The sequence below is a fragment of the Micromonospora sp. WMMD967 genome, assembly GCF_029626165.1.
In the GTDB taxonomy this organism is placed as follows: Bacteria; Actinomycetota; Actinomycetes; order Mycobacteriales; family Micromonosporaceae; genus Micromonospora; species Micromonospora taraxaci.
Genome location: NZ_JARUBK010000001.1, coordinates 842,366 through 868,337 on the forward strand (window position 1 = coordinate 842,366; position 25,972 = coordinate 868,337).

A 25,972-nucleotide genomic window follows, 5' to 3' on the forward strand; every position below is an offset into this window, starting at 1 on the left:
GCTCAGGTCCGGCGCGGTTCGCCGAACGTGACCCCAGTGCACGGCAGCGGACGTATCCCCGGCGTTACCGTCGGCGGTTATGCCGGCGTTACCGCACCCCGAGCACCATTGGGGGGTGAGAGTGCTGGTGGTCGAGGACGAGAACGTGCTGGCGGACGCCATCGCCGAGTGGCTGCGTCGGGAGTCGTTCGCTGTCGACGTGGCGTACGACGGGGACGCCGCGTTGGAACGGCTGGGTGTCAACGAGTACGCAGTGGTGGTCCTGGACCGGGACCTGCCGGTGGTGCACGGCGACGACGTGTGCCGGGCGATCGTCGACGCGGGCGGGGATACCCGGGTGCTGATGCTGACCGCCGCGGCGGCGGTCCGGGAACGGGTGGCGGGGTTGGCGCTCGGTGCCGACGACTACCTGACGAAGCCGTTCGCCCTGGTGGAGCTGTCGGCCCGGGTGCACGCGCTGACCCGCCGGTCCCGCCCGGCGGCGCCGCCGACACTGCGTCGCGCCGGCATCCAGCTCGACCCGGCCCGCCACGAGGTACGCCGGGACGACCGGCACGTCCCGCTGTCCCGCAAGGAGTTCGCGGTGCTGGCCGAGCTGCTGCGCGCCGACGGCGCCGTGGTCTCCGCCGAGGACCTGCTGGAACGTGCCTGGGACGAGCACATCGACCCGTTCACCAACGTGGTCCGGGTGACCGTGATGAAGCTGCGCCGCAAGCTCGGCGACCCGCCGGTGATCCGGACGGTGCCCGGAGCGGGGTACCAGATCCGATGAAACGCCTCACGATCCGCGCCCGACTCACCCTCATCTACGGTGGGCTCTTCCTGTTGGCCGGCGTGGTCCTGCTCGCCGTCACGTACGTGCTGGTGGATCAGCGGATGGCGCAGCCGTTCGGGGTGAGCCTGCGTGACCTGCCGAAGACCTCCCCCACGACGCCCAGCGGGCAGAACGTCGACAACCTGCGCACCCTGTTGCAGGAGGTGCAGGACGAGGCGAAGCGCAACGCGTTGGAGTCGCTGCTCACCCAGGGCGGCATCGCGTTGGTCGTGGTGTCGACGGTGGCGATCGCGTTCGGCTGGCTGCTCGCCGGTCGGGCCCTTCAGCCCCTGCTCCAGATCACCGGCACGGCCCGCCGGATCGCCGGCGCGGACACCGCCGGTCGTGGTCTGCACGAGCGGATCGCGCTCACCGGCCCTGCCGACGAGGTACGCGAACTCGCCGACACGTTCGACGAGATGCTGGAACGGCTGGACCGCTCCTTCGACGGGCAGCGCCGGTTCGTGGCGAACGCCTCGCACGAGCTGCGTACCCCGCTGGCGCTCAACCGCGCCCTGGTGGAGCTGGCCATCACCCGCCCGGACGCCTCGGCGGAGACCCGGCGGCTGGGCGAGTCGCTGCTGGCGGTCAACGAGCGGCACGAGCGGCTGATCGACGGCCTGTTGACACTGGCCGACTCGGAGAACGAGCTGACCGAGCGTACGCCGGTCGACCTGGCGGAGATCTGCGCGCACCTGACCGACCAGGCCGGGAGGCAGTCACCCGACGTGACGGTGCGGCGGACCCTGGAGTCCGCGCCGACCAGCGGCGATCCGGTGCTGTTGGAGCGACTCACGTTCAATCTGGTGGAGAACGCGTTGCGTCACAACCTGCCCGCCGACGGGTGGGTGGAGGTGCGCACCGGGCTGGTCGACGGCCTGCCCACCCTCACGGTGACCAACACCGGCCCGGTCATCCCCGGCTACGACGTCGAGACGATGTTCCAACCGTTCCGTCGGCTGTCCCGGGAGCGGGTCGCCGGTACGCGTGGCTTCGGGTTGGGGCTGTCCATCGTCCGCGCGGTGGCCCGGGCCCACGGTGGCACCGCCGAGGCGCAGCCCCGACCGGCCGGCGGTCTGGTCGTCACGGTCACCCTGCCGCCGGCCTGACCGGAGCGGGCTCAGCGGAAGAAGGCACGCAGCACGGCGGAGGTCTCGGCCTCCAGCACCCCGCCGTAGACCTCGGGGCGGTGGTTGAGTCGACGGTCGCGCAGGACGTCCCAAAGTGACCCGGCCGCGCCGGTCTTCGGCTCCCACGCGCCGAAGACGACTGTGGAGACCCGGGCCAGCACCAGGGCGCCCGCGCACATGGTGCACGGTTCGAGGGTGACGACGAGGGTGCAGCCGTCCAGCCGCCACCGGCCGGTCCGCTCGGCAGCCCGCCGTAGGGCCAGCACCTCGGCGTGGGCGGTGGGGTCGCCGGTCAGCTCCCGCTCGTTGCGTCCGACGGCCAGCTCGCTGCCGTCCGGCCCGTAGAGCACCGCTCCGACCGGCACGTCGTCCACGTCGGTGCCGCCAGGGGCGGAGCCGGCGGGGCTGGTGACGGCGACCTCCAGCGCGCGGCGCATCCACAGCTCGTGCCGCTGCCGTCGCCCGGCCTCACCCAGGTTGGCGAGGCCCTCGTGGGCGCCGGGCCCGGCCCGCCCCACCGCACCGGGAGTGGGTTGCCCCGGCCGGATCGACTCCAGCGAAGGATCCGTGGCGTCGGCCGGCTCAGACCTCACGCAGCTCCTCGACCTCGTCCGCGCAGCCGAGCACCTGGCAGATCTCGGCGGTGACGTCCGCCGGCATCATCCCCTCGTGCGAACACAGGGTCAGCAGCTTCTGCGCGGAGATGCCCAGGTTGGCCAGCAGGTCGGCATCACCGACCGGGTCGGCCTCCGGGTCGACGACGGGCTGCTCGCTCTCGTCGTCACCGGTGGTCGCCGGGCGTGGCTCCTCGTCGCCGTCGAGCCCGGTGACCGAGGTCTTCAGGTCACCGACCAGCAGCGCACCGAGCTGGGACTCCTCGGCGTACGCGGAATCCGAACCGAACACCCGCAGGTCCTCGCCCTCGTCGAGACGAAGGACGACCAGATACGCGTCATCTGCCTCGACGAAGAGCAGCGACACGTCGGCCTCCTGGTCGACGTCCCGCAGCCGATCGGCGACCTCGTCGATGTCGGTGGCGCCACGCAGGCTGACCTCGGCGGCGGTCCAGCCACTGTCGTCGCGCACCACGGCCGCAGCGAAGTACGACACGGTCCCCCCAATAGCCCCTCGGCACAGCGCCGACTCGTTACGCGTGCACGTTAGCCGGTCAGGTCGGCAGGCGACCGGTCAACGCCCCGAAGGGCCGGTCAAACCTGTCAAAGGATCAGCCGGCGACCCGACGGCGGGTGGCGATGAGCTGGCGCAGACGTTCGGTGCGCTGCCGCTGCGGTCGGCTGCGCTGACGGACCGCGCGGGCACCCGCCAACTCGGCCAACAACTGAAGGCGGCGGCGGCTGCGATCGGGGTCCTGTCGCGGGGTGGTCCAGGCCATAGTGCCGAGCGTGCCGAGTCTCGGCGGCCACGTCAAGACGGCGTTCGCTACGCAGCCAACCGGGCACACCGCGCAGTCGTCGACCCTGTTACCGAGCGGTTTCGGGCTGTTCACGGGGACGGTCGAAACCGGTCACCACAGCGGCCAGTCGCCGCTGGTGGCCCAGCGGACCGCCAGCACGGCGGCGGCGATGCTCCAGCCCCCCGCGGTGACGATGGCGACTCCGGTGGCGACCCCCCGGTCGCCGTGGCGGACCAGCACCAGGGCGGTCAACCATGCCATCAGACCGGCCGCCACGGTCCACCACGCGTAGCTGGCCACGTCGGTGCCGAGCAGGCCGAACAGCAGTAACCAGGCGGCCGCGGCGCCGCCCCCGGCGGCGACACCGCCACCGGTGACCGGGTGCGGTTCGCGGTAGGTGGGCCGGTGCGGGGGCCCGGCGGGAAAGAGACCAGAGGGGGTACGCGCCACCGGACGGACGACGGCACCGGGATCCGGGCCGGGATCGGGTCGGGCGATGGTCACCGTCGCTGCCCTCCCCTCACGCGCGTCGCTCGTGCCCACGGTACCGGCTCTGCCAGGATGACCGGATGCCGTCGCCGACGATCGACCGCCGTGTGCGTCCGGCGTACCCGATCCTGCTGCTGCTCGCCCCGATGCTGGCCGCCGGGTGCGCGACCACCCGGCCGGGGGTGCCCGCCGACGGTGCCGCGCCGACGCCGCCGGCGGTCTGGGCGACCGCCGAGCAGCCGGCGGAGCCGTCACCGACGGCCAACCGCCCGACACCGACCCCGACGCCGTCGTCGGCCGCGCCGTCGTCGGCGGCACCGCGCGCCGGGCTGCGGCATGTCTTCCCGGTACGCGCCGACAACGTCGACTACCACCCGACGCACGGGGCGTACCCGGCCACGGACCTCTTCGCCGACTGCGGCGAGCCGTTCGTCGCGGTGACCGACGGGACGGTGCTCGAGGTGAGTCGGGTCGACAGGTACACGAAGCGTGGGCCGCAGGGTCCGGAGAACGGCGGCCTGTCGGTCTCCCTGCTCGGCGACGACGGGGTGCGCTACTACGGCTCGCACCTGAGCGTCGTGACCAGCGGCATCGACGCCGGGGCGCGGGTCCGGGCCGGGCAGCAGCTCGGCAAGGTCGGGCGCACCGGCAACGCCAACAACGTGTGCCACGTGCACTTCGGCATCTCGCCGCCGTGTACCGGCAAGGACGGCTGGTGGATCCGGCGCGGGGTGCTCTGGCCGGCGCGTTACCTGGATTCCTGGCGGCGTGGCGGCAATCGGGAGCCGGCCGCCGAGGTGACCGCGTGGCAGCGCAAGCACGGCTGTCCGAAGGCTCCCTGACATGGCCGGTTCGAGAGATCCCATCGCCGACCTGCGCCGGATCGCGTTCCTGTTGGAACGGGCGAACGAGGCCACCTACCGGGTTCGCGCGTTCCGGTCGGCGGCGAAGGCGTTGGCCGGTTTGCCGGCGGACGAGGTGGCCGCCCGGGCCGGCAACGGCACGCTCACCGAGTTGGCCGGGGTCGGTGACGTGACGGCCCGCTGCGTGGCGGAGTCGTTGGCCGGTGAGGAGCCGGTCTACCTGCGCCGGTTGGTGGCGACCGAGGGCAGCGACCTGGATGCCGAGGCGACGGCGCTCCGCACCGCCCTGCGGGGCGACTGCCACACCCACTCGGACTGGTCCGACGGCGGTTCTCCGATCGAGGAGATGGCGTTGGCCGCTGTGGAGTTGGGTCACGAGTACGTGGTGTTGACCGACCATTCGCCCCGGCTGACGGTGGCCCGGGGCCTGACCGCGGAGCGGCTGCGCCGGCAGCTCGACTACGTGGCGCAGGTCAACGCGGCACTGCCCGAGGGGTTCCGGATCCTCACCGGCATCGAGGTGGACATCCTCGCCGACGGCTCACTGGACCAGGACGAGGATCTGCTGGCGCGCCTGGACGTGGTGGTCGGGTCGGTGCACAGCGGCTTGAAGGACGAACGGTCGAAGATGACCCGGCGGATGGTGACGGCGGTAGCCAACCCGCACCTGGACATCCTCGGGCACGTCACCGGCCGGATGGTGTCGTCCCGCCCGGCCGGCGTGACCGGCCCCGGTGACAAGGGGCATCGTGCCCGGACCCGGGCGGAGAGCGACTTCGACCCGGACGCGGTCTTCGCCGCCTGCGCGGAACACGACACCGCGGTGGAGATCAACTCCCGTCCGGAACGGCAGGACCCGCCGAAGCGGCTGATCCGCCGAGCGCTGGAGGCCGGCTGCCGGTTCGCCATCAACACGGACGCGCACGCACCGGGCCAGCTCGACTGGCAGCGGTTCGGCTGCGAGCGGGCCGCGCTCTGCGGCGTCCCCGTCGACCGGGTCGTCAACACATGGTCGGCCGAGCAACTGGTGGAGTGGACCCACAGCCGCGCCTGACCTGGACGGCCCGCTCCGACCCTTTCCGCCGGTGCCGGCCTAGCGGTGACCGGCCCGCCGGTGACCGGCCCAGCTCTTTCAGCCGCCACCCCGGCCGTGATCGACTCGGTTTTCTTGGGGTCGGGGTGTCCTGACCCGACCGTTACCCCGATTTCAATGAAGCCGAGTCGATCACCGGCGGCGCGGCGGGCCCGTGCGGCGGACCTCAGTGACGGACCGGTTCGGCGGCGGGTGCGGCGGGAGCCCCGACGCCGACCACCGGGCGGGTCCGGCGGCGGCCGAGAACACCCTGCGAGACCGCGACCCCGAGCAGCACGATGAGCGCGCCGACCGGCTGGTGCCAGTTGAGTCGCTCGCCGAGCGCCACCGCACCGATCAGCACGGCGAAGATCGGGATCAGGTAGGTGACGGTGGAGGCGGTGCTCGCGCCGGCCACCCGGATGTTGCGCATGTTGATCACGAATGCGAGGCCGGTGCCGAGCGCGCCGAGGGTCACCACGCTGGCCACCACTCCCAATGACAGATCGGTGGGCAGCGGCGGCAGGCCCGCGACGAACGGGGTGACGATGGCCAGCTGCCCGGCGGCGAGCAGCAGCTGCGCGGCGGAGAGCGAGAGGCCGGAGTGCGCGCTGCCGGCGACGAACCGCTTCTGGTACGGAATCGCGACCCCGTAGCAGGCGGCCGCACCGAAGCACATCAGCTGCCCGGTGAAGTGCGCCCCGCCGATGCCCTCCCAGACCCCGAGCACCACCAGCACTCCGACGAAGCCCAGACCGAGCCCGACGGCACGGCGTACGGTCAGCCGCTCGGTGCGGAAGACCAGCACCGCGAGTGGCAGCACGATCAGCGGCGTGGTGGCGTTCCAGATGCCGGCCAGCATCGACTCGACCCGCTGCTCGCCGTAGCCGAACAGGGTGAACGGCACCGCCACACCGAACGCCGCCACGACCGCCAGGTGCGCCCAGACCCGGGGCTCGCGGGGCAGCCGGTCGCGCAGCACGGCGAGGACGACCAGCAGGGTCAGCGCGCCGGCGACGACCCGGTAGAGGGTGAGTTGGACCGGGTGCAGCTCGGCCACGCCGATCTTGATGAAGAGGAAGCTGGAGCCCCAGATCGCGGCGAGGGCGAGGAAGCCCGGCAGCCAGGCGCCCAGCGGCGCCTTGTCAGGAGTGGTATCGGTGGTCACCCCTGACACTCTGCCCTAGACGTACGACAGAATCGCACCCGTTTTCGGGCGTCCCACCGTACGAAACCCGCAGCTCGGACACGGCGAACGTCATCGACACGGGGGTGGGTTGGTCACGTAGGGTCGCAGCGTGGGACGAATCGATGAAATCGCCAACCGATACGTAGCCGAGTGGGCCCCCCTGAGCCCTACCGGCGCGACCTTCGTCGGCATCGCCGGCCATGACGACAAGCTCGACGACCTCTCGCCCGAGGGTTACCGGGCACGCGCGGACCTCACCCGCCGGACGCTCGCCGAGTTGGAGGTGACCGAGCCGGCGACCGAGTTGGAACGCACCGCCAAGGAGGCCATGCAGGAGCGGCTCGGCCTGGACCTGGCCCGCTACGACGCCGGTGAGGTGACCAGCGAGGTCAGCGTCATCACCAGCGGGCTGCACGAGATCCGCATGGTGTTTGACCTGATGCCGACGGCGACCAACGACGAGCAGGCCAACATCGCCGCCCGGCTCAACGGCTTCGCCGGCGCTCTGGAGGGTTACAAGACCACGCTGCGCGAGGCGCTCGCCGCCGGCGAGGTCAGCTCGAAGGTGCAGTTGGTCGAGGTAGCCAAGCAGTGCGACATCTGGGTGGACCCGACCGGGGACAACTTCTTCCACGGGCTGGTCGAGCGGCTGGGCGCGGAGGGCGCGCTCGGCGCGGACCTGCGTCGGGGCGCGGCGGCGGCGACCGCGGCGACCGCGGAGTTCGGCCAGTTCCTGCGGAACGAGATCGCACCGCACGGGCGGGACAAGCAGGCCGCCGGCCGGGAGCGCTACGAGTTGGCCTCGCAGTACTTCCTCGGCGCCAAGGTCGACCTGGACGAGACGTACGCCTGGGGTTTCGCCGAGCTGGCCCGCCTGGAGGCGGAGATGCGGACCGTCGCCGGGCGCATCGCCGGCTCCGGTGCCAGCGTCGACGAGGCGGTGGCCAAACTGGACGCCGACCCGGACCGGACGATCCAGGGCAAGGAGGCGTTCCGGGACTGGATGCAGGAGCTGGCCGACAAGGCCATCGCCGAGTTGCACGGCACGCACTTCGACATTCCGGAGCAGGTGCGCCGCATCGAGTGCTGCCTCGCCCCGACCAGCGACGGCGCCATCTACTACACCGGCCCGAGTGAGGACTTCTCCCGTCCAGGTCGGATGTGGTGGGCGGTGCCGCAGGGCATCAGTGACTTCTCCACCTGGCGGGAGGTGACCACCGTCTACCACGAGGGCGTGCCGGGTCACCACCTTCAGGTGGCGCAGACCGCCGTCCGGGCCGACCTGCTCAACCGCTGGCAGCGCTTGCTCTGCTGGGTCTCCGGGCACGGCGAGGGTTGGGCGCTCTACTCGGAGCGGCTGATGGACGAGTTGGGTTACCTGGAGGACCCGGGCGACAAGCTGGGCATGCTCGACGGCCAGGCGATGCGCGCGGCGCGGGTGATCGTGGACATCGGCATGCACCTGGAGCTGGAGATCCCGAAGGACAACCCGTTCGGCTTCCACCCCGGTGAGCGGTGGACGCCTGAGCTGGGCTGGGAGTTCATGCGGACGCACTGCCGGGTGCCGGACGAGAACCTGCGCTTCGAGCTCAACCGCTACCTGGGCTGGCCGGGGCAGGCGCCGTCGTACAAGGTGGGTGAGCGGATCTGGCTCCAGGCCCGCGAGGACGCCAAGGCCCGCAAGGGCGCGGATTTCGACCTGCGGGAGTTCCACCGGCAGGCGTTGGACCTGGGTGCGCTGGGTCTCGACCCGCTACGCCAGGCGCTGGCCCGGCTCTGACCGGGTGACGGCTGCGCGCGGTGGGACGGGTCCGCCGCCGCGCGCAGCCGCGCGTTCAGCCGAGGCTGAGCGCCAGGGCCGGCCGGGCGGTCAGCGTGTTGCTGGTGACGTACGCCAGATCGATGACCGGGTCGGTGAACGTGATCGGGACGGGCGAGGTGACCGGTAGGCCGTCCGGGAGCGGCAGGTCCGGCGTCAGCGTGATCTTGATGCCGAGCAACCGGCCGACGAACCGGGTGGCGTAGAAGGCGACGTCCCCGCTGACGGTCAGCCGGTCGGTCGCGTACCGCTGGTTGCGACCTTCGGGGCCATCGGCGCGGAGTAGGAAGTCGTCGGTCACCGCCTCCCGCATGCTGAACTTCAGCACCTTGAGGTCGCCCTTGACCGTGTGCAGGTCGGTGATCCCGTCGAACCGCAGGCCGGTCATCCGCACCGACGACCCGGTGAGCTTGGACGGTGTCTGCGCCACCGTCGGCAGGCTGGGGTCGGCGGCGATGCGCGGCAGCGGTTTCCCCGGCTGCACGGTGCCCGGCTTCTCGGGCGTCGCCGGCCTGCCCGGTCTGCCTGGGGGCGACGACGGGCAGGTGACCGGCCCGGGGGGCGTGGTCGGTGTGCCGCTCGGCGATACGGTCGGGCTCGCCGACGGCGTCGGGGTCTCCTTGGCGCGCCCGCCGGGGAGCAGGTCACCGATCCCGTCCAGGATGTCGGTGATCAGGTTGCCGCGCCGGGTCGGGCTCGGCGTCGGCGTGGGCGTCGCGGTGGTGCGGCTGGGCGACGGCGCGACCGCCCGGGACGGGGTCGGGCACGTGGTCGTGCCGGGACGGTTCGGCGCTGCCTGCACCGCTCCGGGCGGGAGGGCCAGGCCGGCAGCGGCGAGGCCGAGCACCACGAGGGCGACACCGAAGGCCTTCGGATCGGCCTGACGGACCGACGGCTGCTCCTGGGTCGACGCGTCGGGCAGGTCGGACGCAGCGGCCGCCGGGTGGGTAGGCGCGTCGGACGCGGACACCGCCGGGCGCGTCGGCACATCGTCGACGTCGGACACCGCCGGGCGGGTCGGCGCCTCGGATGCGGGCGGCGTCAGGTGGGTCGGCACATCGTCGACGTCGGGCACGGGCGGCATCGGGCGGGTCGGCGCGTCGGCCGGGTCGACCGCCGCCGGCTGGACCGGCGTCCACGCGAAGGCGAGCGCACTGCCGACGATGCCGAGCAACAGGCCGACGAAGAAGCCGCCGAGGTTGAGCCCGATCAGCGAGTAGACAGCGGTCACCGCGGCGACGACGGAGTAGAACAGCCGCTGCGTCGGGGTGAACCAGAGCAGCAGGCCGCAGGTCACCAGGATGACCGGAATCAACAGCGAGAGCAGACCGCTGGCCCCGCTGTGGAAGCTCAGACCGTTGACCGTCATCCGGGTGGAGGCGAACATCTCCAGCCCGGCCAGGGCGGTGAGCAGACCACCCCAGAAGGGTCGGCTGCGCTGCCAGCGGCGGAAGACCCGCCACGCCTGAGCCGGACCGCCGGGCCGGGCGTGGGACGGATTCGCGGTTGTCACGTACTCCTCCTGGCCGAGCGGGGACGGGGACACGGGTCGGGCCCGCGGTGCTGAGCGCCGCGGGCCTCGACTCATCTCAGAAGCACTCCTTGCCCTTGGCGTCGTCGCCCACGTTGACCTTCAGGCGGAGGCCGACCAGGTTGAACGTGGCCGCCGTGGTGTAGCGGGACACCTGCTTCAGGTTGGTGATGGTGACGTGGTCGGAGTTCTGGCCGAACGAGCCGGCCTGCGCCGTCGGGTTCAGGTCGGTGGCGTCCCGACCGATCTTGATGTTGGTGAAGGTCGCGTTGCCGTCCAGCGAGTCCATCGCGATCAGCAGGTCTTTGGCACGGGCGGGTTCCTTGCCCTCACCGGCGTTGATGGTGAGCACCACCGGCAGGCCCGGCAGGTCGGCGCGGACCGACTGGCAGAGGCTGTACAGCTCGGCGCTGCTGATCTCGGACAGCGCGACCGGATGGACCTGACCGGCCTTACCGTCCTTGCCCTTCTCCCGGACGATGCCGCCGTACTGCTTGAAGCCGTCGCCCTCCAGGCGATCGGCGCCGATCTTGAACGTCTGTCCGGAGACCGTGATGTCGGACGCGATCGCGCCGGTCGACATTCCGAACAGGATGGCGCCGGCGGCGGCCGTGGCGGGCACCATCATGGCGGCGAACCGCCCCCACCGGGTACGACCCTGACTCTTCAAGCGATCCTGCACGGGTTCCTCCTCGGGCTGGATGCGTGCGGGTGGCCGGTCCCGACGTGGCGGCCCCTCGGGCCCGTCATCTGTTACCGGCTGGTAACCATCGGGCTTGATGGTGCACCCAGTGCGGCGCAGCTCACAACCCCCCGATTACCGATCAGTAACAGGGTGGGGACTCAGTGGCAGCTTGGGACCACAACGAGTGGGGATGACCGTCCATGAAAGCGGACAATCCATCCCGATTCGGCGCGTGACAGAGGTTGTCGCCACGGAGCGTGATGCGACATTGACCGATTACAATAAGGTAACGAATGTAAAGCGCCCGCTCGTCCCGCCCGTCGCGAGCAGGGCCGCGCCGGGTGGTTGCCGGCGGGTGCTGGATTTCGGATGCGGCGCGCCCGGGCCGCGGCGGCGATGCCGGCGGCGCTGATCGTGAGTTGCACGTCGAACGCGGCGGCAGTGAAGACGACCGGGCCGGCCGACCCGGTCAGGTCGGCCGGCCCGGTCAAGGTCGGCGGTGAGGTGGGGGTGTGTGCCTTACGGCTCGGTGCGCTCCGCGGCGTGGCGTCCACCGGCCGGCTCCGTGGACTCCTCGGCCGGCTCCGGGGACCGCTGCGACGGCAGGTCGGTCGTCGGCCGGTCACCGGTCTCCACCAGTGCCGCCTCGGGCCTGCGGCGACCCGCACGGACGACGAGGTACACGCCGATCAGCACCAGGGCGAGGCCGAGGAGACCGAGGATGACAGGCACCACCGTGGTCAGCAGGTTGATCTGACCACGCGCGTCCTTGGCAGCCTTGGCCTGCTGCTTCTGGGTGTCCTCGGTGAAGGCGAGGTCAGCGTCGATGATCTTGATCTTGTCCGCGCCGGTCCCGTCGCGGAGCGTCTGCAACTGCTTCTCCTGGCCCTTGACGATCACGCCGCTGTCCGGCTCCACCCACAGGGTGCGGGTGTTGGCGTAGTAGCGGCCGGCGTTGACGACCTGCTCGGTAGAGCCCAGCAGGCTGCCCGGGACCTTGATCTCGCTGATCTGGACCGGCTCGACAGCCATCTCGAACTTGTAGACGGTCAACCCCTGCAGCTTCTCCGTGCTCACGTACTTGGCGGGGTACGCCTTGCGAGCGGTGTTGTCGAAGTACTGGTAGGTCTTCTTCTCCGTCCCGAACGGGAAGGTGTACGTCAGCCCCTCGTGCTTGAAGGGCGCACCGTTGATGTCCTCGGCGCAGCAGGCGACGGCCATCGCCGTACGCCGGTCGAGGGCCACCCGGTCCGTACTGAGTGTGATCTCCTTGTCGGCGTCGTCGATCACCCGGACACCGACGTTGAAGACCGCCCGGTCAGCGTTTCCGTCCTTGACATCGCCCCGGACGGCTCGGTGGGCGGTCAGGTTGACCCCGCTACGCTCCGACAGCGTGCCGAAATCAAGGACGGTCGCGTTCTGGGCCGTGGAGACCGTCACCGAACTCTGGTCCAGGGGCACCTTGACGAGAGCGGGCGCGACGACCAGCGGCGTCGCCACGGCCCCGACGATCAGGAACGTGCCCACCCCCACCAAGATGGCACCCGACGTAGATCGCATGTAACTCCTCCCCTTGTATTGGTCGACTAGTCGGCTGACAGTACATGACGAGACCGATTTCAGATATGGTCCGACGCGGCCTTCCGAGCCGTGCGGAACACCGCCGGATGCGGCCGTCCGGCTGTCATAACAAATGGGATGTCGAGGACCTGTGAGCCGACCAGCAAAAGCAGCCCCGAACAGCGGGGCGAGCCGTCCGGCCGAGTCGAATAGTGGTCGTACGGATGACTTCCTGCCCGCCTTGGAAGGCCTTCGGGCCATAGCGGTGCTCGCGGTTGTCCTTCACCACGTGTCGTTCCTCAGCGGACTCACCTACTCGTCCGGACTTGCTGGTGGAGTGCTTGCCAGGATGGACGTGGGAGTGGCGGTCTTCTTTGCCCTGTCAGGGTTCCTCCTCTACCGGCCATTCGTGCGCGCAGCAATTCAGGCGCAGCCGAAACCGCCAGTACGCAGATACCTCTGGCATCGCGCACTGCGCATTCTGCCCGGTTACTGGGCAGTGGCGGTTGTCGCACTGACCTGGCTCAACATCGATTACCTCAGGTCACTCTGGGACTGGGCAATACCCCTCCTGCTCGTACACATATATGAACCATTGCGGCTGCCGGTCGGAGTGGAGCAGACCTGGAGCCTCGCCACCGAGGCGGTCTTCTACCTGGCGCTGCCCTTGATCGCGGCGCTCGGCCGATGGATGGGCGGTCGAACCCCGCTGGCGCGCGCCCGACGCCAGCTGGCGCTCGGCATTGCACTCGTCCTGGCCGGTCTCGTGTGGAACGTGTTCGCGCACGGGCCCGACTCGCCTCTACCTGAGCTGTCGTGGCTCTGGCTGCCCGCCTTCCTGGACTGGTTCGGGATCGGGATCGTGTTGGCCGTTCTCGCCTCCTGGCCTCCCAGCACCACTTCCTCTCCATTCCTCCCGGACCTGGGGTCGGACGGGTCCGACCGCGGCGAGCAGGACCTGTGGTCCGGCACGCAGCGCGGGCTGCGCGTGCTCACGTTCGCTCCCGGGACGTCGTGGATGATCGCCGGCGTGCTGCTCTGGATCGCCAGCACGCCGATCGCCGGGCCGCGTGGCCTGGAATCCGCCACTCCGGTCGAGTCGGTCAGCGAGCACCTGCTGTTCCTGCTCATCACGTGGTGCGTGGTCGCGCCGCTCGTCGGGCGGGGGTCCGGCGGGGTGCCCCGCGCTCTCCTGCTCCAGCCGCTGGTCAGATTCCTCGGCCGAATCTCCTACGGCATCTTCCTCTGGCACATCCTCGCCCTCGAGGTGTGCTTCCGGCTGGTCGGCTTCACCCGGACGCAAAGCTCGTTCTGGGTGCTCCTGACGGTGACCCTGGCCCTGACCATCCCGGTCGCGGCCGCCAGTTACTACCTCATCGAGCGGCCGACGCAGCAGCTGCGGAGACTCCTGGAGAGGCGGGCCAACAACCGCCGGGCCGGAGCGTCGTCCGTCGTCCCCATGGAAACGCCGGCGTCGCTGGCTACGACGTCGGGCCCAGCCGAGCAGCCGGCTCTCGCGACGCGACTCGTACCGTCCGCGAACCCGCCGGGACCGCAGCACGAGGGCGGCGACAGCCAGGAGGAGCAGGGCCGTCGGGAGCACGCCGAGTAGCTCCGCCACCGGTTCCACGCCGACGCGCCACAACCACCACCGCTCGGAACCGTAGATCGCGAGACCCACGGCGGCCGGCACCCAGATCCACCCCGGCGTGGGCATCCGACGCCGGTGCAGCAGCACGACCAGGAGCGCGCAGCCGAAGCCGAGCAGACCGCCCAGCAGCGCCGGTACGCCGATCGCGAGCAGCGGCGCGGTCGCCAGGGTGCTCGGCACCACCGGGTAGGACGGTCGGTGGCGGCGTACGGGCAACAGGGCCGCGACGACCAACAGCAGCAGAAGACCGCCGGCGACCCGCAGGATGATGCCGTACTGCCGGCCCGGTGTGAAGACGAGGTCGACCCGGCCGGCGGCACCGGCCGGCACGAGCCAGGCCTGTTTCCACCCGTCGACGCGGGTCGGTTCGAGCCGGACACCGTCGAGCGTGGCACGCCAGCCGGGATTGGCGTTCTCCGGTACGACCAGGTAGCTGCTGCCTCCGGGACCGACCTCGACCGACCGGTGCTGGTCGGTCCAGGAGAGCACTGTCGCCGTCCGGCGGGCCGGTTCGTCGGCCGTTCGCGCCGCTGGCGTACCGCTGAGGATCACGCTGTCGACGACGAACCGGTCCGCCGGGGCGGAGATCTCGTTCTGACCGGCCCGCAGCGCGACCTGGTCGGCGTCCATCGTCGGCTTCGGCTTGGCCTTGGCCTTGGCCGTCGGCTCGACCGTGCACGCGCGGTACCGCAGTGGCCGCAGGTCGCGGATGTCGCGCAGGGTGCCGGACAGGACCGTCGGCACCGATGCGCCGTTGACGACGACCGTCGGCCCGGTGCCACAGGGCAACGTCACGGCACGGTCGATGTCTCGGGGTTGGTTGGCCTCGGCCACCCCCTCCACGTCGATGCCGCTCAGACCCACCGGAAGGGCCTCCAGCTCGAAGAAGGCTGCAGATCGGCTGTTGCGCGGCACCGTCGAGGTCACCGTGATGAAGAGCTTGCTCGTGCGCAGGGCCGGGAAGCGCGCCACTCCGTCCGGGTCGATGGCCACCTCCCGGATGCCGTCGTCGCCGGTGATCCGCAGTGTCCTCGGCGGTGCCGCGACCAGGTTCGCCCCGAACCGCAACCGCACCCAACTGACCTTCCGGGCCTTGGCCCAGCGCAGGGTCACCGTCGGCTGGGCGTCGTGCGGGTCCGCCAACCAACTCGTACCGTCGTCGCCGTCGCCCAACGCCCGCGACGAGGCGACCGGGTCGGCGAACCAGGCGCTGGACGTCTCGAAGGACTCACCGCCCACCATCTCGTCGTACACGGAAAGAGCGGTGGCCGGCATCGGACGAGCCAGGCCGGTGAGGCTGGCGGAGGACGCGCTCGGCAGATCGAAGCGACGGGGCGCCAGGCCGGTCTCCTCGCTCTGCCGGATCAGGTCGGGCGCGCAGAGGTAGTGGTCGTCGACGGCGGCGCAGGCCGGTCGGTCGACTGCCCTCCGGGCCAGTGCGACGACCTCCGCCGCGCCGCTGGTCTCGGGCAGTGCCGGCAGCCGCAGGTGACGTTCAGGGCTCACCCCCGGGACCCGAAGGTCCCGGATGCCCGCGCGCCGGCCCGGCACGTCCATGTCGGAGACGCCGTCGACGGTGACGCGGATCCAGGTGGTACGCCCCGCCGGGATCGCCAACCGCTGCGGGGCTCGCCCGGCGTCGGTCATCTGGTGCACTGAGGTACCGCTGGCCGTGCTGATCTCGACCCGCGTGACCGGAGCGGCGATCATCTCGTCGTCGACCACCTTGAGGTCCACGAAACCGACCTGGACCGCCCCCGGGAACCGGACCTCCAGCCACTGGCCCACCGGTTTGCGGGCTCCGTCGGTCAACCAGGCCGTACCGCTGTCGCCGTCCAGGGCCGCGAACGGCCCGGCGGACGGGTCACGCAGCGCGGCCGGACCGGCGACGTCGGCCGCGCTGGAGGAGGCCCGCACATCGGTGATCCCGGTGTATGCGGCTGAGGTGAACGACGCGTCCCAGGCGGGGTCGAGGACGTCGTGGACCGCGCGCACCTGCCGTGGCCGGTCGTCGGCGGTGAACGTCCGCGAGGTGTTGCCCCGGACAATTCCGAAGTCGACCTCCCGGCGGCGAAGGCTGTCGGCGAGCACGGTGCCCGCACCCGGGGTGGCTGGGCCGTCGCCGTTGAGGATCACCGGCCGGTTGCCGAGGACACCGGCGTCGCTGAGGTCCAGCAGGGTCTCCGGCGCACCGACCAGGTCGAGCGGCTGCGCCGCATCAGCCAGGGTGACGCGAGGGGTCGGCCGGTCCACCTGGTAGATCTCCACCGCGGGGTACGTCTTGCGCAACCCGTGGTCCCAGGCCCCGAAGAAATCCGGTGGCAGTCCCACACCCGGCCCGAACTCGGCGACTCTGGACAACCCGGGTGCGCTGTCGAGGGTCCGGTGCACCAGGAGCGGCCAGGCGACGGCACCGACGGGTTGGCGCAGGTCGTTGCGGACGAGCAGGTAGCGCACGCCCAGTCGGGCCAGGACGTCGGCCAGGCCCGGGGAGACCGCGCCCGAGGCGAGTCGCTCGTCGATGGCGGAGAGCAGCCGAGCGTTCCCCGCGGAGCCGCCCGGCACCAGTGAACGTACCGCCCACGGCGAGTCCAGCAGGGGCTGGACCGGCTCGTCCAACGGGCGACCCCAGTCGTACTCGGCGAAGTTGGACCCCGGGACGAGCAGCGTGGTACCCGGGCCGGCGTGCCGGTCGAGCCAACCGGTCGCCTGCCGCCAGTGCTCCGGCAGGGCCGGGAAGCCGCCGCCCGCGGTGAGGCCCGCACTGCCCGCGCCCGCAGTCACCGCCACGAGGGCGGCGGCGGTGACTCCCAGCGCCACCCGCCGGGGCGCCATCCCCGTGGGTCGGGAGAACCGGCGGATGACGGCGATGAGACCGACGGTGTCCAGCATGTGCGCGATGGCCAGGGCCAGGGGCAGACGGACGACGACGTCGAACTTGTGCAGGTTGCGCAGTGCGGCCAGCGGGCCGTCGAGGGCCTCCCGCACGGACGCGGCGAACGGTGCTCCACCGTTGGACAGGTTTCCCGCGGTCAGCGTCAGCAGCCCGACCAGCGCCGCGACGAGGAGGAACCGCCGCTCGGGCAGGTCCCGGCGGGCCAGGCCGGCCAGCCCGACGCAGGCGAGCAGGCCGGTGAGCAGGGCCATCCAGGGCACCGTGGCAAGGGCCCAGCCCGAGGACCACCAGGGCAGACCGTCGACAACCAGATGGCCCACCCAGTGGGTGGCGCCGCGCACGGCCTCCGGGAGGCTGGTCACGCCGGTCGTCACCGCGGCGCTCTCGGTGAAGGGCAGGAACGCGAAGCCGTACCGCTGGAGGAGCAGCAACGGCGCGAGCCACCAGAAGGTGGCCGCCACCATCGCCACCGTCCAGCAGGCCAGCAGGCGGAATCGCCGCTTTCCGGGGGCACGCGTCACGATGAAGAGGAAGGCCGGGAGGACGGCACAGGCGACGGCCGCGCCGTTCACCCCACCCATGCAGACCACCGCCAGGCCGCTGAGCGCTGCCGCCCGCCGCAGCGAGCCGCCCGCAGCTCCCTTGACCAACGGCAGCAACACCCACGGTGCGACGCAGTACGGCAGCAGTTCCACCGAGACGGTGCCGACCAGGGTCAACGCCCGGGGCGAGAGGGCGAACACCGCGCCGGCCACCAGGCGGGACGCGGGACCACCGAGGTCCAGGGCACGGGCCAGGCGAACCACTCCGGTGAGGGCGACGCAGAGCAGTGTCGCCATCCAGAGCCGCTGGACAAGCCAGGCCGGGAGACCGATCGCCTCACCGAAAAGGAAGAACGGGCCCATCGGGAAGAAGTAGCCGACGGCCTGGTTCTGCAGGGTTCCGAACTGCCAGTCGACGACCCACAGATGGGTGGCGCGGGCGAGGAACCCGCCCGGGTCCAGGGCCATGTCCAGTTTCGTGTCGGGCACGATGAGACCCGGGCTCTGGGTGACGCACAGGCCGATCAGCGCAAGGCAGACCAGCAGTTCACGCAGGCGCCACACTGCCCGGGACACCGTCGCGGACGGCACCCCGGGAGCACGACGAGCGGTCGACCACGCGGTCAGCACTGCCGTACCGGAACTCCGGTGAGGAGTTCGTCTCGACTCGCCCTCGACTCGGTCACGGCGTCCTCGGGTACGCCGACGTCGCGGAGGACCTGCCGGATCGCCGCCGGATCGGCACCCGGCACCAGAATCCACAGACTCCGCTGGTCGAGCGCGACGTGCCGGGTGTGGGGCAGCAGTGGTGCCATCCGGCTGAGAAGGTCGCTCGGGTCAGGCGTCCGGACCACGAGACAGGCGTCCGCGGACGCCCACGGCACCGCTCGCGGGGCGAGCAGGTCCCCGAGGACCGCGCGGACCCGCCGACCGGTGTCCGCCCAGCGGAACGCAGCACTCCACTGTCGACATTCGTTCGCCATCCGGTCCGCCTCGGCCGGGCTCGCGACGGAGTCCAGCGCAAGGTCCAGCCCAGCGGCGAGATCACGGGCCGGGTGCTCGCCCTCGGTCACCAGCCACCCGGTCCGACCGGGTCGTACGGCGTCGCGCAGACCGTCCACGTCGAAGGCGACAGTGGGCAGCCCGGCGGCGGCGGCCTCCACCACCACGAGGCCCCAACCCTCGCCCCACGAGCCGGAGACGTGCAACCAGGCGGCGGCCAGCAACGCGTCCCGCTCGGCGGAGGGCAGGTGACCGTGGACCGTCACCACGTCGTTCAGCCCACGCTCGTCGACCTGCCTGCGGATCGTCTCCACGTCCGGCCCGCCGCCGACGATGTCGAGGCGCAGCTCAGGTCGCTCGGACCGCAGCCGGTCGACGGCGTCGAGCACCAGGTCGACCCTCTTGTGCCGGGTCACCCGGCCGACGCAGACGAGTCGGGGGTGCTCGTCCCGAGACCCGCGTGGGGGCTGGTCGGCGTCCGCTCCGTTCGGCACCACGACCACCGGGCCGGCCCAGCCGAGCCGGTCCCGTACGGCGGCAGCGGTGGAGGGCGAGACCGCGAGGGTCACGCAACGGCGGTAGACGCGCCGGGCGACAGGCCCCTCCAGCCACGCGCCGAAGCGACCGACCAACGGCCCGAAGTACAGCCGGAACTGCCGGTCGTGCACGTGGTGGATCACGCAGACCACCGGCACGCTCGCCGGCAGGACCGCCGGGCTGAAGAAGGGGATGCCGTTCTGACAGTCCAGCACGGCGTCGAACTGACGTCGGCGGCGCGACAACCAACCCAGCACCCGGGGGTAGATGCTCCACCGGCCACCGACCCGGACGATCCTGATGCCGTCCCGAACCTCGTCGCCACGCTGACCTCTGGGCCGGGCGGTCAGGAAGGTGACCTGCGCGCCGGCGGTCACCAGATCACGAGCGACCTGCCAGGCGTAGACCTCGGCACCCCCGGCATCGGGATGCCAGGGGTCCTTCCAGTTGAGTACGGCGATCCGGCGGCCCACCACCGGGACGTCGGTGGTGGGAGCCGCAGCGACCGGGGAAGATCCGACACTCACGGCCGCAATCCAACAGTGGCGGCACCAGCGGACACGTCAGGGGCCACCGGCATGGCGACGACCGGCAGCGGCGTGGTGGAGACGGTATTGGCGTGACGGAGCCGCCAGCGGATCTTCGCGACGTCCACGAAGCTCTGCCAACCGTGGCGGACCGGGGAGAAGCGGGAACCGGGCACGTCCACCCAGTTGACCGGGATCTCCTCCAGCCGGGCACCCGCCCGCTCGACGCGTCCCAGCACCTCCACGTCGAAGGCGAATCCACCGCACCGCAGTGGCGCGAACGCCCGCCGTGCGACATCGCCCCGGAAGAACTTGAACCCGCACTGCGTCTCGCCCACGCTGCGGACGACCTGCCGGACCGCGCCCCGGAACGCCACCGCGCCCCACCGGCGGAGCAGGCTGTGCCGTTCCTCGACCACCGACTCGGGGTGTGCCCGCGAACCGACCACCACGTCGACGCCTCCGGTCAGCAGGCCGAGCACCTGCCCGAGGTTGTCCGGCGCGGTGGCCAGGTCCGCGTCGCAGAAGCCGACGTAGCGCGCGTCGCTGGCGAGCACACCGGTCCGCACCGCGAACCCCTTTCCTCGCTCGCCACACCACAACAACCGGACGGGGACCGTGCCGGGCATCGCGGACGACACCACCTCGGCGGTTGCGTCCGTGCTGGCGTTGTCGACAACTGTCACCCGGCAGGGCACACCGAGACCGGCCAGCGCCGCCCGGAGCAGGAGCAGGGTGTCCGGCAGTCGGTCCGCCTCGTTGAAGGCCGGCACCACGACGTCGAGTACGACCGCATCTGACGACACGTCAGGAGGTAGGACCTCCATGGAGGGCCGTCAGCGCTCGCCGTACACGATGATGGGCTGTTCCACGTTTGCAGGCTTGGTGTTGCTGTTGGTGATGGTGGACGTCCCGATCGAGACGGCCAGAATTCCCAGCACAGCCCCCACCGCAGCGGCGACGACCGCAGTCAGGAGGGGATTGAAGGATGCCTTCATTGACGATCCTTTCGACAAGAGGTACCGGACAGTAACATGCACCGCCGCCGTGCTGAGGGGTACGAAAGGGCGATCAACAGGGTGCCCCCGAGTACCGAATACCCCAGCGTGGGACCAATGCCGACAGTCCCTGCCGAGCGGGAAGAACCACCATCAGGCAGACGGATCAGCGTCAATGTCCGGTCGCGCCGGACCACCTCGCCGTCCGTGAACCGCGCCTCCACCTCGGCGCCGCCAGGTTGATCGGTCTGGATGAGCACGTACCGCACGCCGAGACGACGAAGGGCCGACCCGGGGTCACCCGGCTCCGCCAACACCGCCGCCACCCGATCGGCTTCCCGGCTCTCACCTCTGATCCGGTCCCGACCGACCAACACATCCTGGTCCCCGATCACCGGCCGGCGGAACGCCCGTGCCGCCGGGTCGAGCACGGGCACGTTGCCTCCCCAGCGGTAGGCACGGAACGACGACCAGGGCAGCGAGACCAGGCTTCCGCCGGCCGGGTCCTGGTTCACCACCGAACGCACCTCCGTCCACTCGGAGGGGAACCGCACCGTGTCGAGTTGACCGCTGAGACCCCAGGCCAGACCGGGGAGGAGCAACACCGGGGCGAACGCCACCAGCGGGGCCAACGCGCGAGCGCCCGTCCTGGCCAGCGACTCCACCAGCATCCCGAGGCCCACCGCCTGGAGCAGCGCGAGCGGCGCGAGCAGGCGGGTGCCATCCCGCACGGACCCGGCCAGCGGAACATGCTCGACCAGCGCCGTCATCCACGCCGTACCCGCCGGCAGGGCCGGGACGGCGGCGATCGCGGTGCCCAGCACGGCACCGACGAGCAGCCCCCACCAGGCCGCCGACGGCCACCGACGACGGGTCAACGCGAACCCCCACACCGCAGCCCCGGCGAGCACCAACGCGAGCAGGGCGACCGGCCACTGGTCACGGCCGACCGGCGCGGCGTGCCGGCTCCAGACACCGCCGAGCGTGACGACGCTGCCGAGCACTCCGAGTGGCGTGTCGGCCCGGGCGGCGAACGCGGCGACTCCCCGCTCGTCGAGATCGATCCCGCCTCCGCGCTCGCCAAGCGCCAGCAGCCACGGGGCGGTGAGACCGGCCAACGTCGCGGCGCCCGCGACGACCGCCCGCCACTGGCGGGCCAGGGCCAACGCCGGCGCGCAGGTCAGCACCGCCGCCAACACCATCGCGGGACCGCCCAGCACCACCGCCAGGCCGCCGGCCACCGCCGAGCGCCGGCGCGGGCCCGCGGCGTCCGCCGGATCGCTGCCGTCCGACCGCCGTCGCAGCACCCCCAGCACCCACGCGTACGCCCAGGGCAACGCGGCGTACCCGGCGGTCACCGCCCACTGCCCGAGGTGCAGTCGCCCATACACCCAGGGATTCCAGACGTACCCGAGCCCGGCCGCGACCCGCGCCAACGGGTGACCGACGGGAGCCAACCGGGCGGCACCCACCGCGGCCAGCACGAGGCAGCCGGCCAGGAGCGCCTTCTCCGCCACGTCCGCGGGGAGCAACTGGGACAGGCCGACCGCGAGCAGCTCGCTGGGCACCGCACGCGGCAGCTCCGAGCCGCTGCCCCAGACCGTCGCGCCGAACGGCGGGTCCGGCACGAACACCAGGTCGTACCGGAGGAGGTAACCCCGGCGGAGCACCGGGCCGAGGATCGCGAGGACCACGCCGAGACCGAGCACGATCTCCGGCCACCAGCTACGGAGTACGACGACAGCCCGGCGCAGCGGCGTGCCGAACTCCGGTATCGGTCGGCGCACACGGACCCCCACAGACCTGGACGGAAAGCGCTCCCGACGTCGCACCCCGGGGCTCCGGACAGCACTCTAAGGCCTGTTTCATAAGGGCGGTCGAGCCGAGGCGGAGTCCGGGCGGCGACCCGGCAAGGCGCGGTTTCGTCCGGATACCGGTGTCGTATCCAGACGAAACCGCAACGCCGCCGGGCGTCGTCCGGGCCCGCCGCAGGCCGGCCAGTCCTTATGAAGCAGGCCTTAGGGCCTGTCTCGGGAGGGCGGGCCCCGCTGCAGGCCGAGCAGTCCTCGCTGACACATGCCCTAGGCACAGGGCGAGAACGGGGGGTACCTTGCCTGACGACGGCGACGAGCTGACCGCGTCGAGGTCGCGAGGCTCAGGGCACAGCCGATCCCCCGGCGAACCGACACGAGGCGCGATGACAGAGACGACGGCCAGTTCCGGTCCGGGCCGGCTGGGAGCGGCCGGTGCGGCGGTGGCGGTCGCCGCGATGGTGACGAACGGCCTGGCCTACCTGCTTCCCATGGTCGGTGCCCGGCACCTTGCGGCTGAGGAACTGAGCGTGCTGGCCACGGTGCTGGCGCTCGTCGCGATCGCCGGTGTGGCGGGCGTGGGGCTGCAGATGGCGGTCGCCGTCCATCGTGCCCGTCATCCCGGCGCGCCGACCATGCGTGTCACAGTCGTCACGGCCGCGGTCGCCGCCGGCGCCGTCGTCGTGGCCACGCCGCTGATGGTCACCGCTCTCCGGCTGTCGGTGACGGTCGTGGCACTGGTGGCCGCCACGACCTTCGCGGTCGTCCTCGCCGGCCGGTGGCTCGGTGAGCTACAGGGCGAGCAACGGTTCCTGCGCCTCGCCTGGGCGATGGTCGCGTTCGCCGTCGGCCGGTACGCCGGCATGGTCGTCACGCTGGCCCTCGGTGCCGGCGTCGTGGACACGCTGCTCGCCGGCCTGGTGACCGCGTACCTCGTCCTGCCGGTCCTGGCCTGGATCGCCCGCCCGGCCTCAGCGGCCGGGGGCGACGCGGTGAACGTCGGGGCCGCCCTGCGGGTCCGGCAGGTCCTGAGCGCCGGGACCGCCGCGCTGGCGATGCTCGTGGTGTCGTACGCAGACCTGATCTTCGCCCGCCAACTGCTGTCGCCCGCGGACTCCGGGGCGTACTCCGTCGGCACCGTGCTCACCAAGGGCGCGCTCTGGGCACCTCAGGTGATCACGGTGTTGGCGCTGCCCCGCCTCGCCGTCGGTGACCGCCGCCTGCGTACCACCATGCTCGCGATCATCGGCGCCTGCGGTGCCGTCCTCGTCGTGGCCTCGGCCCTGGCCGGCGGTTTCGCGTTCCGCCTGGCCGGTGGGGAGGACTACGCGCAACTGGGCGAGTACGCCCCGTTCTTCGCTGCCACCGGAGCGCTCTACGCGCTGGTCTTCGCGGTGGTCAACGCGAAGATCGCGGCTGGCGCGCGGTGGCCCTCCGCGCCGCTCTGGGTGGCCGCCGGTGTGCTGGCCGTCCTGACGATGCTCGTCGTACCGCGGACGTTCCAGGGGATCATGTGGTGCGCTCTCGGCGTCGCCGCGGTGACCGCGCTGGTGATGGTCTGCACGCCGACACGGCGGGACGCGCCGCACCGGCCCTCGTCGACGAGCCCCGTCGAACACCAGGCCGTCGGCTGACCGCCCGGGTCACCTGCCTTCGCGCTTGAACAACACCGAGTTGACGTAGCGCGGCCGGGGAAGCACGACCCGTCGGGCCAGGCTCTGGGTGACCCGTGCAATCGCGCCCCGCTGGTTGGCGCGGATGTCGAAGTCGGCGAGCGGCACCCATTCGCGCTCCGGCAGCACGTAACCCCGGTAGCCCCACTCGTCCAGCAGGTCGAAGATCGGCGCGATCGGCTGGATCCTCTCCTCGACCTCGATCAACAGCACCGGTCCGTCCCGGTCGATGGTGCCGGCCGCCCCGCGCAACGCGGACAGCTCGTGACCCTCCACATCGATCTTCAGGAACCGCACGTCGTGGAGGCCGAGACCGTCGATCGTGATCCGTGGGACGGTGACCGACGTCGAACTGCCGTCAGCCAGTTCGAGGGACGACGTGCCGACAGCCGGGCCGTCCTTCGGCAGGAACAGCTCCGCGCTGCCCTCGTGGTCCGACGCCACCGCACGGACGACCCGCACGTCGGGGAACGCACCCGAAATGCTGCGCGCGAGTTCCTCGTTCGGCTCGATGGCGACGACGTTGTCGGCCCGCTTGCGCATCCGCTGGGTCCACGGCCCGTACCAGGCGCCCACGTCGAGGGCCGTGCCACCGGCGGGCATGAACTCCGCGAGGCACGCGAGTTCCGGCTCCACCCGGGGATAGACAGCCCGGATGGCTCCCGCGACGACCTGGTCGGGTAGGAGCGACGCCACACGCGAACTCACTGCGGTCACCAGACCGGTCGAAGACGGCATGAGCGCAAAGGGTACGGGTCAGCGAGACACCTGGAAAGTTGTACTTACCGCCGAGTAGGACCAGGCCGATCGGTCAGGACACCCCTGCCAACCAGTCTTCCAGGAGACGGTGGTCGATCGCGTCCACCCGACCCAGCGAACGGCCGGACGCCACCCGCTCCCGCAACTCATCCCGGGTGAACCAACGCGCCTCCAACAACTCCTCGCCGTCGACGCGTACCTCCTCCGAGGTGGCTGTCGCCCGGAACCCCACCATCAGGCCGGCGGGAAACGGCCACGCCTGCGACCCCTGGTAGGTCACGTCGGTGACGGTCACGCCCGCCTCCTCGGCCATCTCCCGACGGACCGCGTCCTCCAGGCTCTCGCCGACCTCGACGAAGCCGGCCAGCGTCGAGAACGCGTCCTCGGGCGCGCCCGCGTGCCGGGCCAACAAACACCGCCCCGGCGATCCGGGCGCCTCGACCAGCACGATGATCGCCGGTTCGATCCGGGGAAACAGCAGCCGCCCGCACTCCCCGCCGGTGCAGGTCCGCAGGTGTCCGCCACCACCGGCGACGGCCGACGCACCGCACGTCCCACAGAACCGTTGCTGTCGATGCCAGTGCAACAACCCCCTGGCGTACGCCTGGACGGCCGCGTCGCCCGGTTCGAGCCGCCCGACCAGCGCCCGTACGTCCACGGCCCGCGCCGCACCAGCCATCTCGGCGGCGGACGGCTCGGGGAGCGCGGACAGGTCCGCGGCGAACACGGCCACGTCCCCGTCCAGCCCGAGGAAGACGATCTCACCGGCAGCGGACCGGACGAGCGACGCACGGTCGGCGGTGAGCCGCACCGGCCCGTCCCCGTCGACGAGACAGCGGTCCCGCCACATCGGCAGCACGACAGTGGTCGGCTCGGCCAGCAGCGCATCCATGCGGGTCTGGTCTGTGCGCAGCGGGCCTGCCCGGTCCAGCCAACCGCCGCCGTACGCCAACACCCGCTCCGCTGTGTCCACGAGGTCACCGTGCCACGTCTGCGGTCCCCGGCCGGCA

At 71.5% G+C, this 25,972-nt stretch carries 21 protein-coding genes; 6 read left to right on the forward strand and 15 right to left on the reverse strand.

Annotation, left to right across the window (positions count from 1 at the left end):
• Positions 1-115: 115 nt before the first annotated feature.
• Entirely contained in the window at positions 116-772 is a 657-nt protein-coding gene (locus tag O7631_RS04010) for a response regulator transcription factor (protein ID WP_278143062.1), read from the forward strand.
• Positions 769-1,923 (forward strand): HAMP domain-containing sensor histidine kinase, encoded by a 1,155-nt coding sequence (locus O7631_RS04015; protein WP_278143063.1) that lies wholly within the window; start codon positions 769-771, stop codon positions 1,921-1,923. The genes O7631_RS04010 and O7631_RS04015 overlap by 4 nt, the downstream gene beginning before the upstream one ends.
• An 11-nt stretch (positions 1,924-1,934) precedes the next feature.
• Here the strand turns inward: O7631_RS04015 and O7631_RS04020 are convergent, their stop codons facing one another.
• The 4 genes from O7631_RS04020 to O7631_RS04035 all read right to left on the reverse strand — a co-directional run bounded on the left by O7631_RS04020 (position 1,935) and on the right by O7631_RS04035 (position 3,856).
• Positions 1,935-2,381: a nucleoside deaminase gene (locus O7631_RS04020; RefSeq protein WP_278147834.1), complete on the reverse strand. Its 447-nt coding sequence runs from the start codon at positions 2,379-2,381 to the stop codon at positions 1,935-1,937.
• Between the two features lie 145 nt (positions 2,382-2,526).
• Positions 2,527-3,054, reverse strand: coding sequence for a tRNA adenosine deaminase-associated protein (locus O7631_RS04025; protein WP_269681949.1), 528 nt, complete (start codon positions 3,052-3,054; stop codon positions 2,527-2,529).
• 115 nt (positions 3,055-3,169) lie between these two features.
• Positions 3,170-3,337, reverse strand: a complete 168-nt coding sequence (locus tag O7631_RS04030; protein ID WP_167454701.1) for a hypothetical protein — start codon at positions 3,335-3,337, stop codon at positions 3,170-3,172.
• A gap of 132 nt (positions 3,338-3,469) precedes the next feature.
• Positions 3,470-3,856: a hypothetical protein gene (locus O7631_RS04035; protein WP_278147835.1), complete on the reverse strand. Its 387-nt coding sequence runs from the start codon at positions 3,854-3,856 to the stop codon at positions 3,470-3,472.
• Between the two features lie 71 nt (positions 3,857-3,927).
• Here O7631_RS04035 and O7631_RS04040 point away from each other — a divergent pair, with 71 nt between their 5' ends.
• Together O7631_RS04040 and O7631_RS04045 are read left to right on the forward strand one after the other, a co-directional pair.
• Positions 3,928-4,689, forward strand: a complete 762-nt coding sequence (locus O7631_RS04040) for a M23 family metallopeptidase (RefSeq protein ID WP_278143064.1) — start codon at positions 3,928-3,930, stop codon at positions 4,687-4,689.
• A 1-nt stretch (position 4,690) separates the two neighbouring features.
• Complete coding sequence (locus tag O7631_RS04045; protein ID WP_278143065.1) at positions 4,691-5,764, forward strand: PHP domain-containing protein; 1,074 nt, start codon at positions 4,691-4,693, stop codon at positions 5,762-5,764.
• A 205-nt stretch (positions 5,765-5,969) separates the two neighbouring features.
• Here O7631_RS04045 and O7631_RS04050 read toward each other — a convergent pair whose 3' ends face one another.
• Positions 5,970-6,950, reverse strand: coding sequence for a DMT family transporter (locus O7631_RS04050; protein ID WP_278143066.1), 981 nt, complete (start codon positions 6,948-6,950; stop codon positions 5,970-5,972).
• Positions 6,951-7,080: 130 nt separating this feature from the next.
• Between O7631_RS04050 and O7631_RS04055 the strand changes: the two genes are divergently transcribed.
• On the forward strand, positions 7,081-8,751 hold the full coding sequence (locus tag O7631_RS04055) for a DUF885 domain-containing protein (RefSeq protein ID WP_278143067.1): 1,671 nt from the start codon (positions 7,081-7,083) through the stop codon (positions 8,749-8,751).
• Positions 8,752-8,806: 55 nt separating this feature from the next.
• Here O7631_RS04055 and O7631_RS04060 read toward each other — a convergent pair whose 3' ends face one another.
• The 8 genes from O7631_RS04060 to O7631_RS04095 form a co-directional block, all read right to left on the reverse strand.
• Positions 8,807-10,303, reverse strand: coding sequence for a DUF6114 domain-containing protein (locus O7631_RS04060; RefSeq protein ID WP_278143068.1), 1,497 nt, complete (start codon positions 10,301-10,303; stop codon positions 8,807-8,809).
• Between the two features lie 76 nt (positions 10,304-10,379).
• A complete protein-coding gene (locus tag O7631_RS04065; RefSeq protein ID WP_278143069.1) occupies positions 10,380-11,003 on the reverse strand; it encodes a DUF6230 family protein in 624 nt (207 codons plus the stop codon).
• 522 nt (positions 11,004-11,525) lie between these two features.
• Positions 11,526-12,566: a DUF3068 domain-containing protein gene (locus O7631_RS04070; RefSeq protein ID WP_278143070.1), complete on the reverse strand. Its 1,041-nt coding sequence runs from the start codon at positions 12,564-12,566 to the stop codon at positions 11,526-11,528.
• A gap of 802 nt (positions 12,567-13,368) precedes the next feature.
• Entirely contained in the window at positions 13,369-18,231 is a 4,863-nt protein-coding gene (locus O7631_RS04075) for an alpha-(1->3)-arabinofuranosyltransferase family protein (protein ID WP_278143071.1), read from the reverse strand.
• A gap of 47 nt (positions 18,232-18,278) precedes the next feature.
• Positions 18,279-19,721 (reverse strand): glycosyltransferase family 4 protein, encoded by a 1,443-nt coding sequence (locus O7631_RS04080; protein WP_278143072.1) that lies wholly within the window; start codon positions 19,719-19,721, stop codon positions 18,279-18,281.
• Positions 19,718-20,527 carry a glycosyltransferase gene (locus O7631_RS04085; RefSeq protein ID WP_278143073.1) on the reverse strand — a complete coding sequence of 270 codons (810 nt, stop codon included), beginning with the start codon at positions 20,525-20,527 and terminating at the stop codon, positions 19,718-19,720. Before O7631_RS04085 ends, O7631_RS04080 begins: the two co-directional genes overlap by 4 nt.
• A gap of 30 nt (positions 20,528-20,557) precedes the next feature.
• Positions 20,558-20,719, reverse strand: coding sequence for a hypothetical protein (locus O7631_RS04090; protein ID WP_157742438.1), 162 nt, complete (start codon positions 20,717-20,719; stop codon positions 20,558-20,560).
• Complete coding sequence (locus tag O7631_RS04095) at positions 20,716-22,506, reverse strand: hypothetical protein (RefSeq protein ID WP_278143074.1); 1,791 nt, start codon at positions 22,504-22,506, stop codon at positions 20,716-20,718. Before O7631_RS04095 ends, O7631_RS04090 begins: the two co-directional genes overlap by 4 nt.
• A 410-nt stretch (positions 22,507-22,916) precedes the next feature.
• On the opposite strand from O7631_RS04095, the gene O7631_RS04100 reads away from it, so the two are divergent.
• Complete coding sequence (locus tag O7631_RS04100) at positions 22,917-24,164, forward strand: polysaccharide biosynthesis protein (RefSeq protein WP_278143075.1); 1,248 nt, start codon at positions 22,917-22,919, stop codon at positions 24,162-24,164.
• Positions 24,165-24,173: 9 nt separating this feature from the next.
• Here the strand turns inward: O7631_RS04100 and O7631_RS04105 are convergent, their stop codons facing one another.
• Positions 24,174-24,941, reverse strand: coding sequence for an FkbM family methyltransferase (locus O7631_RS04105; RefSeq protein ID WP_278143076.1), 768 nt, complete (start codon positions 24,939-24,941; stop codon positions 24,174-24,176).
• A gap of 73 nt (positions 24,942-25,014) precedes the next feature.
• Positions 25,015-25,935: an NAD(+) diphosphatase gene (gene nudC, locus O7631_RS04110; RefSeq protein WP_278143077.1), complete on the reverse strand. Its 921-nt coding sequence runs from the start codon at positions 25,933-25,935 to the stop codon at positions 25,015-25,017.
• Between the last annotated feature and the right edge of the window lie 37 nt (positions 25,936-25,972).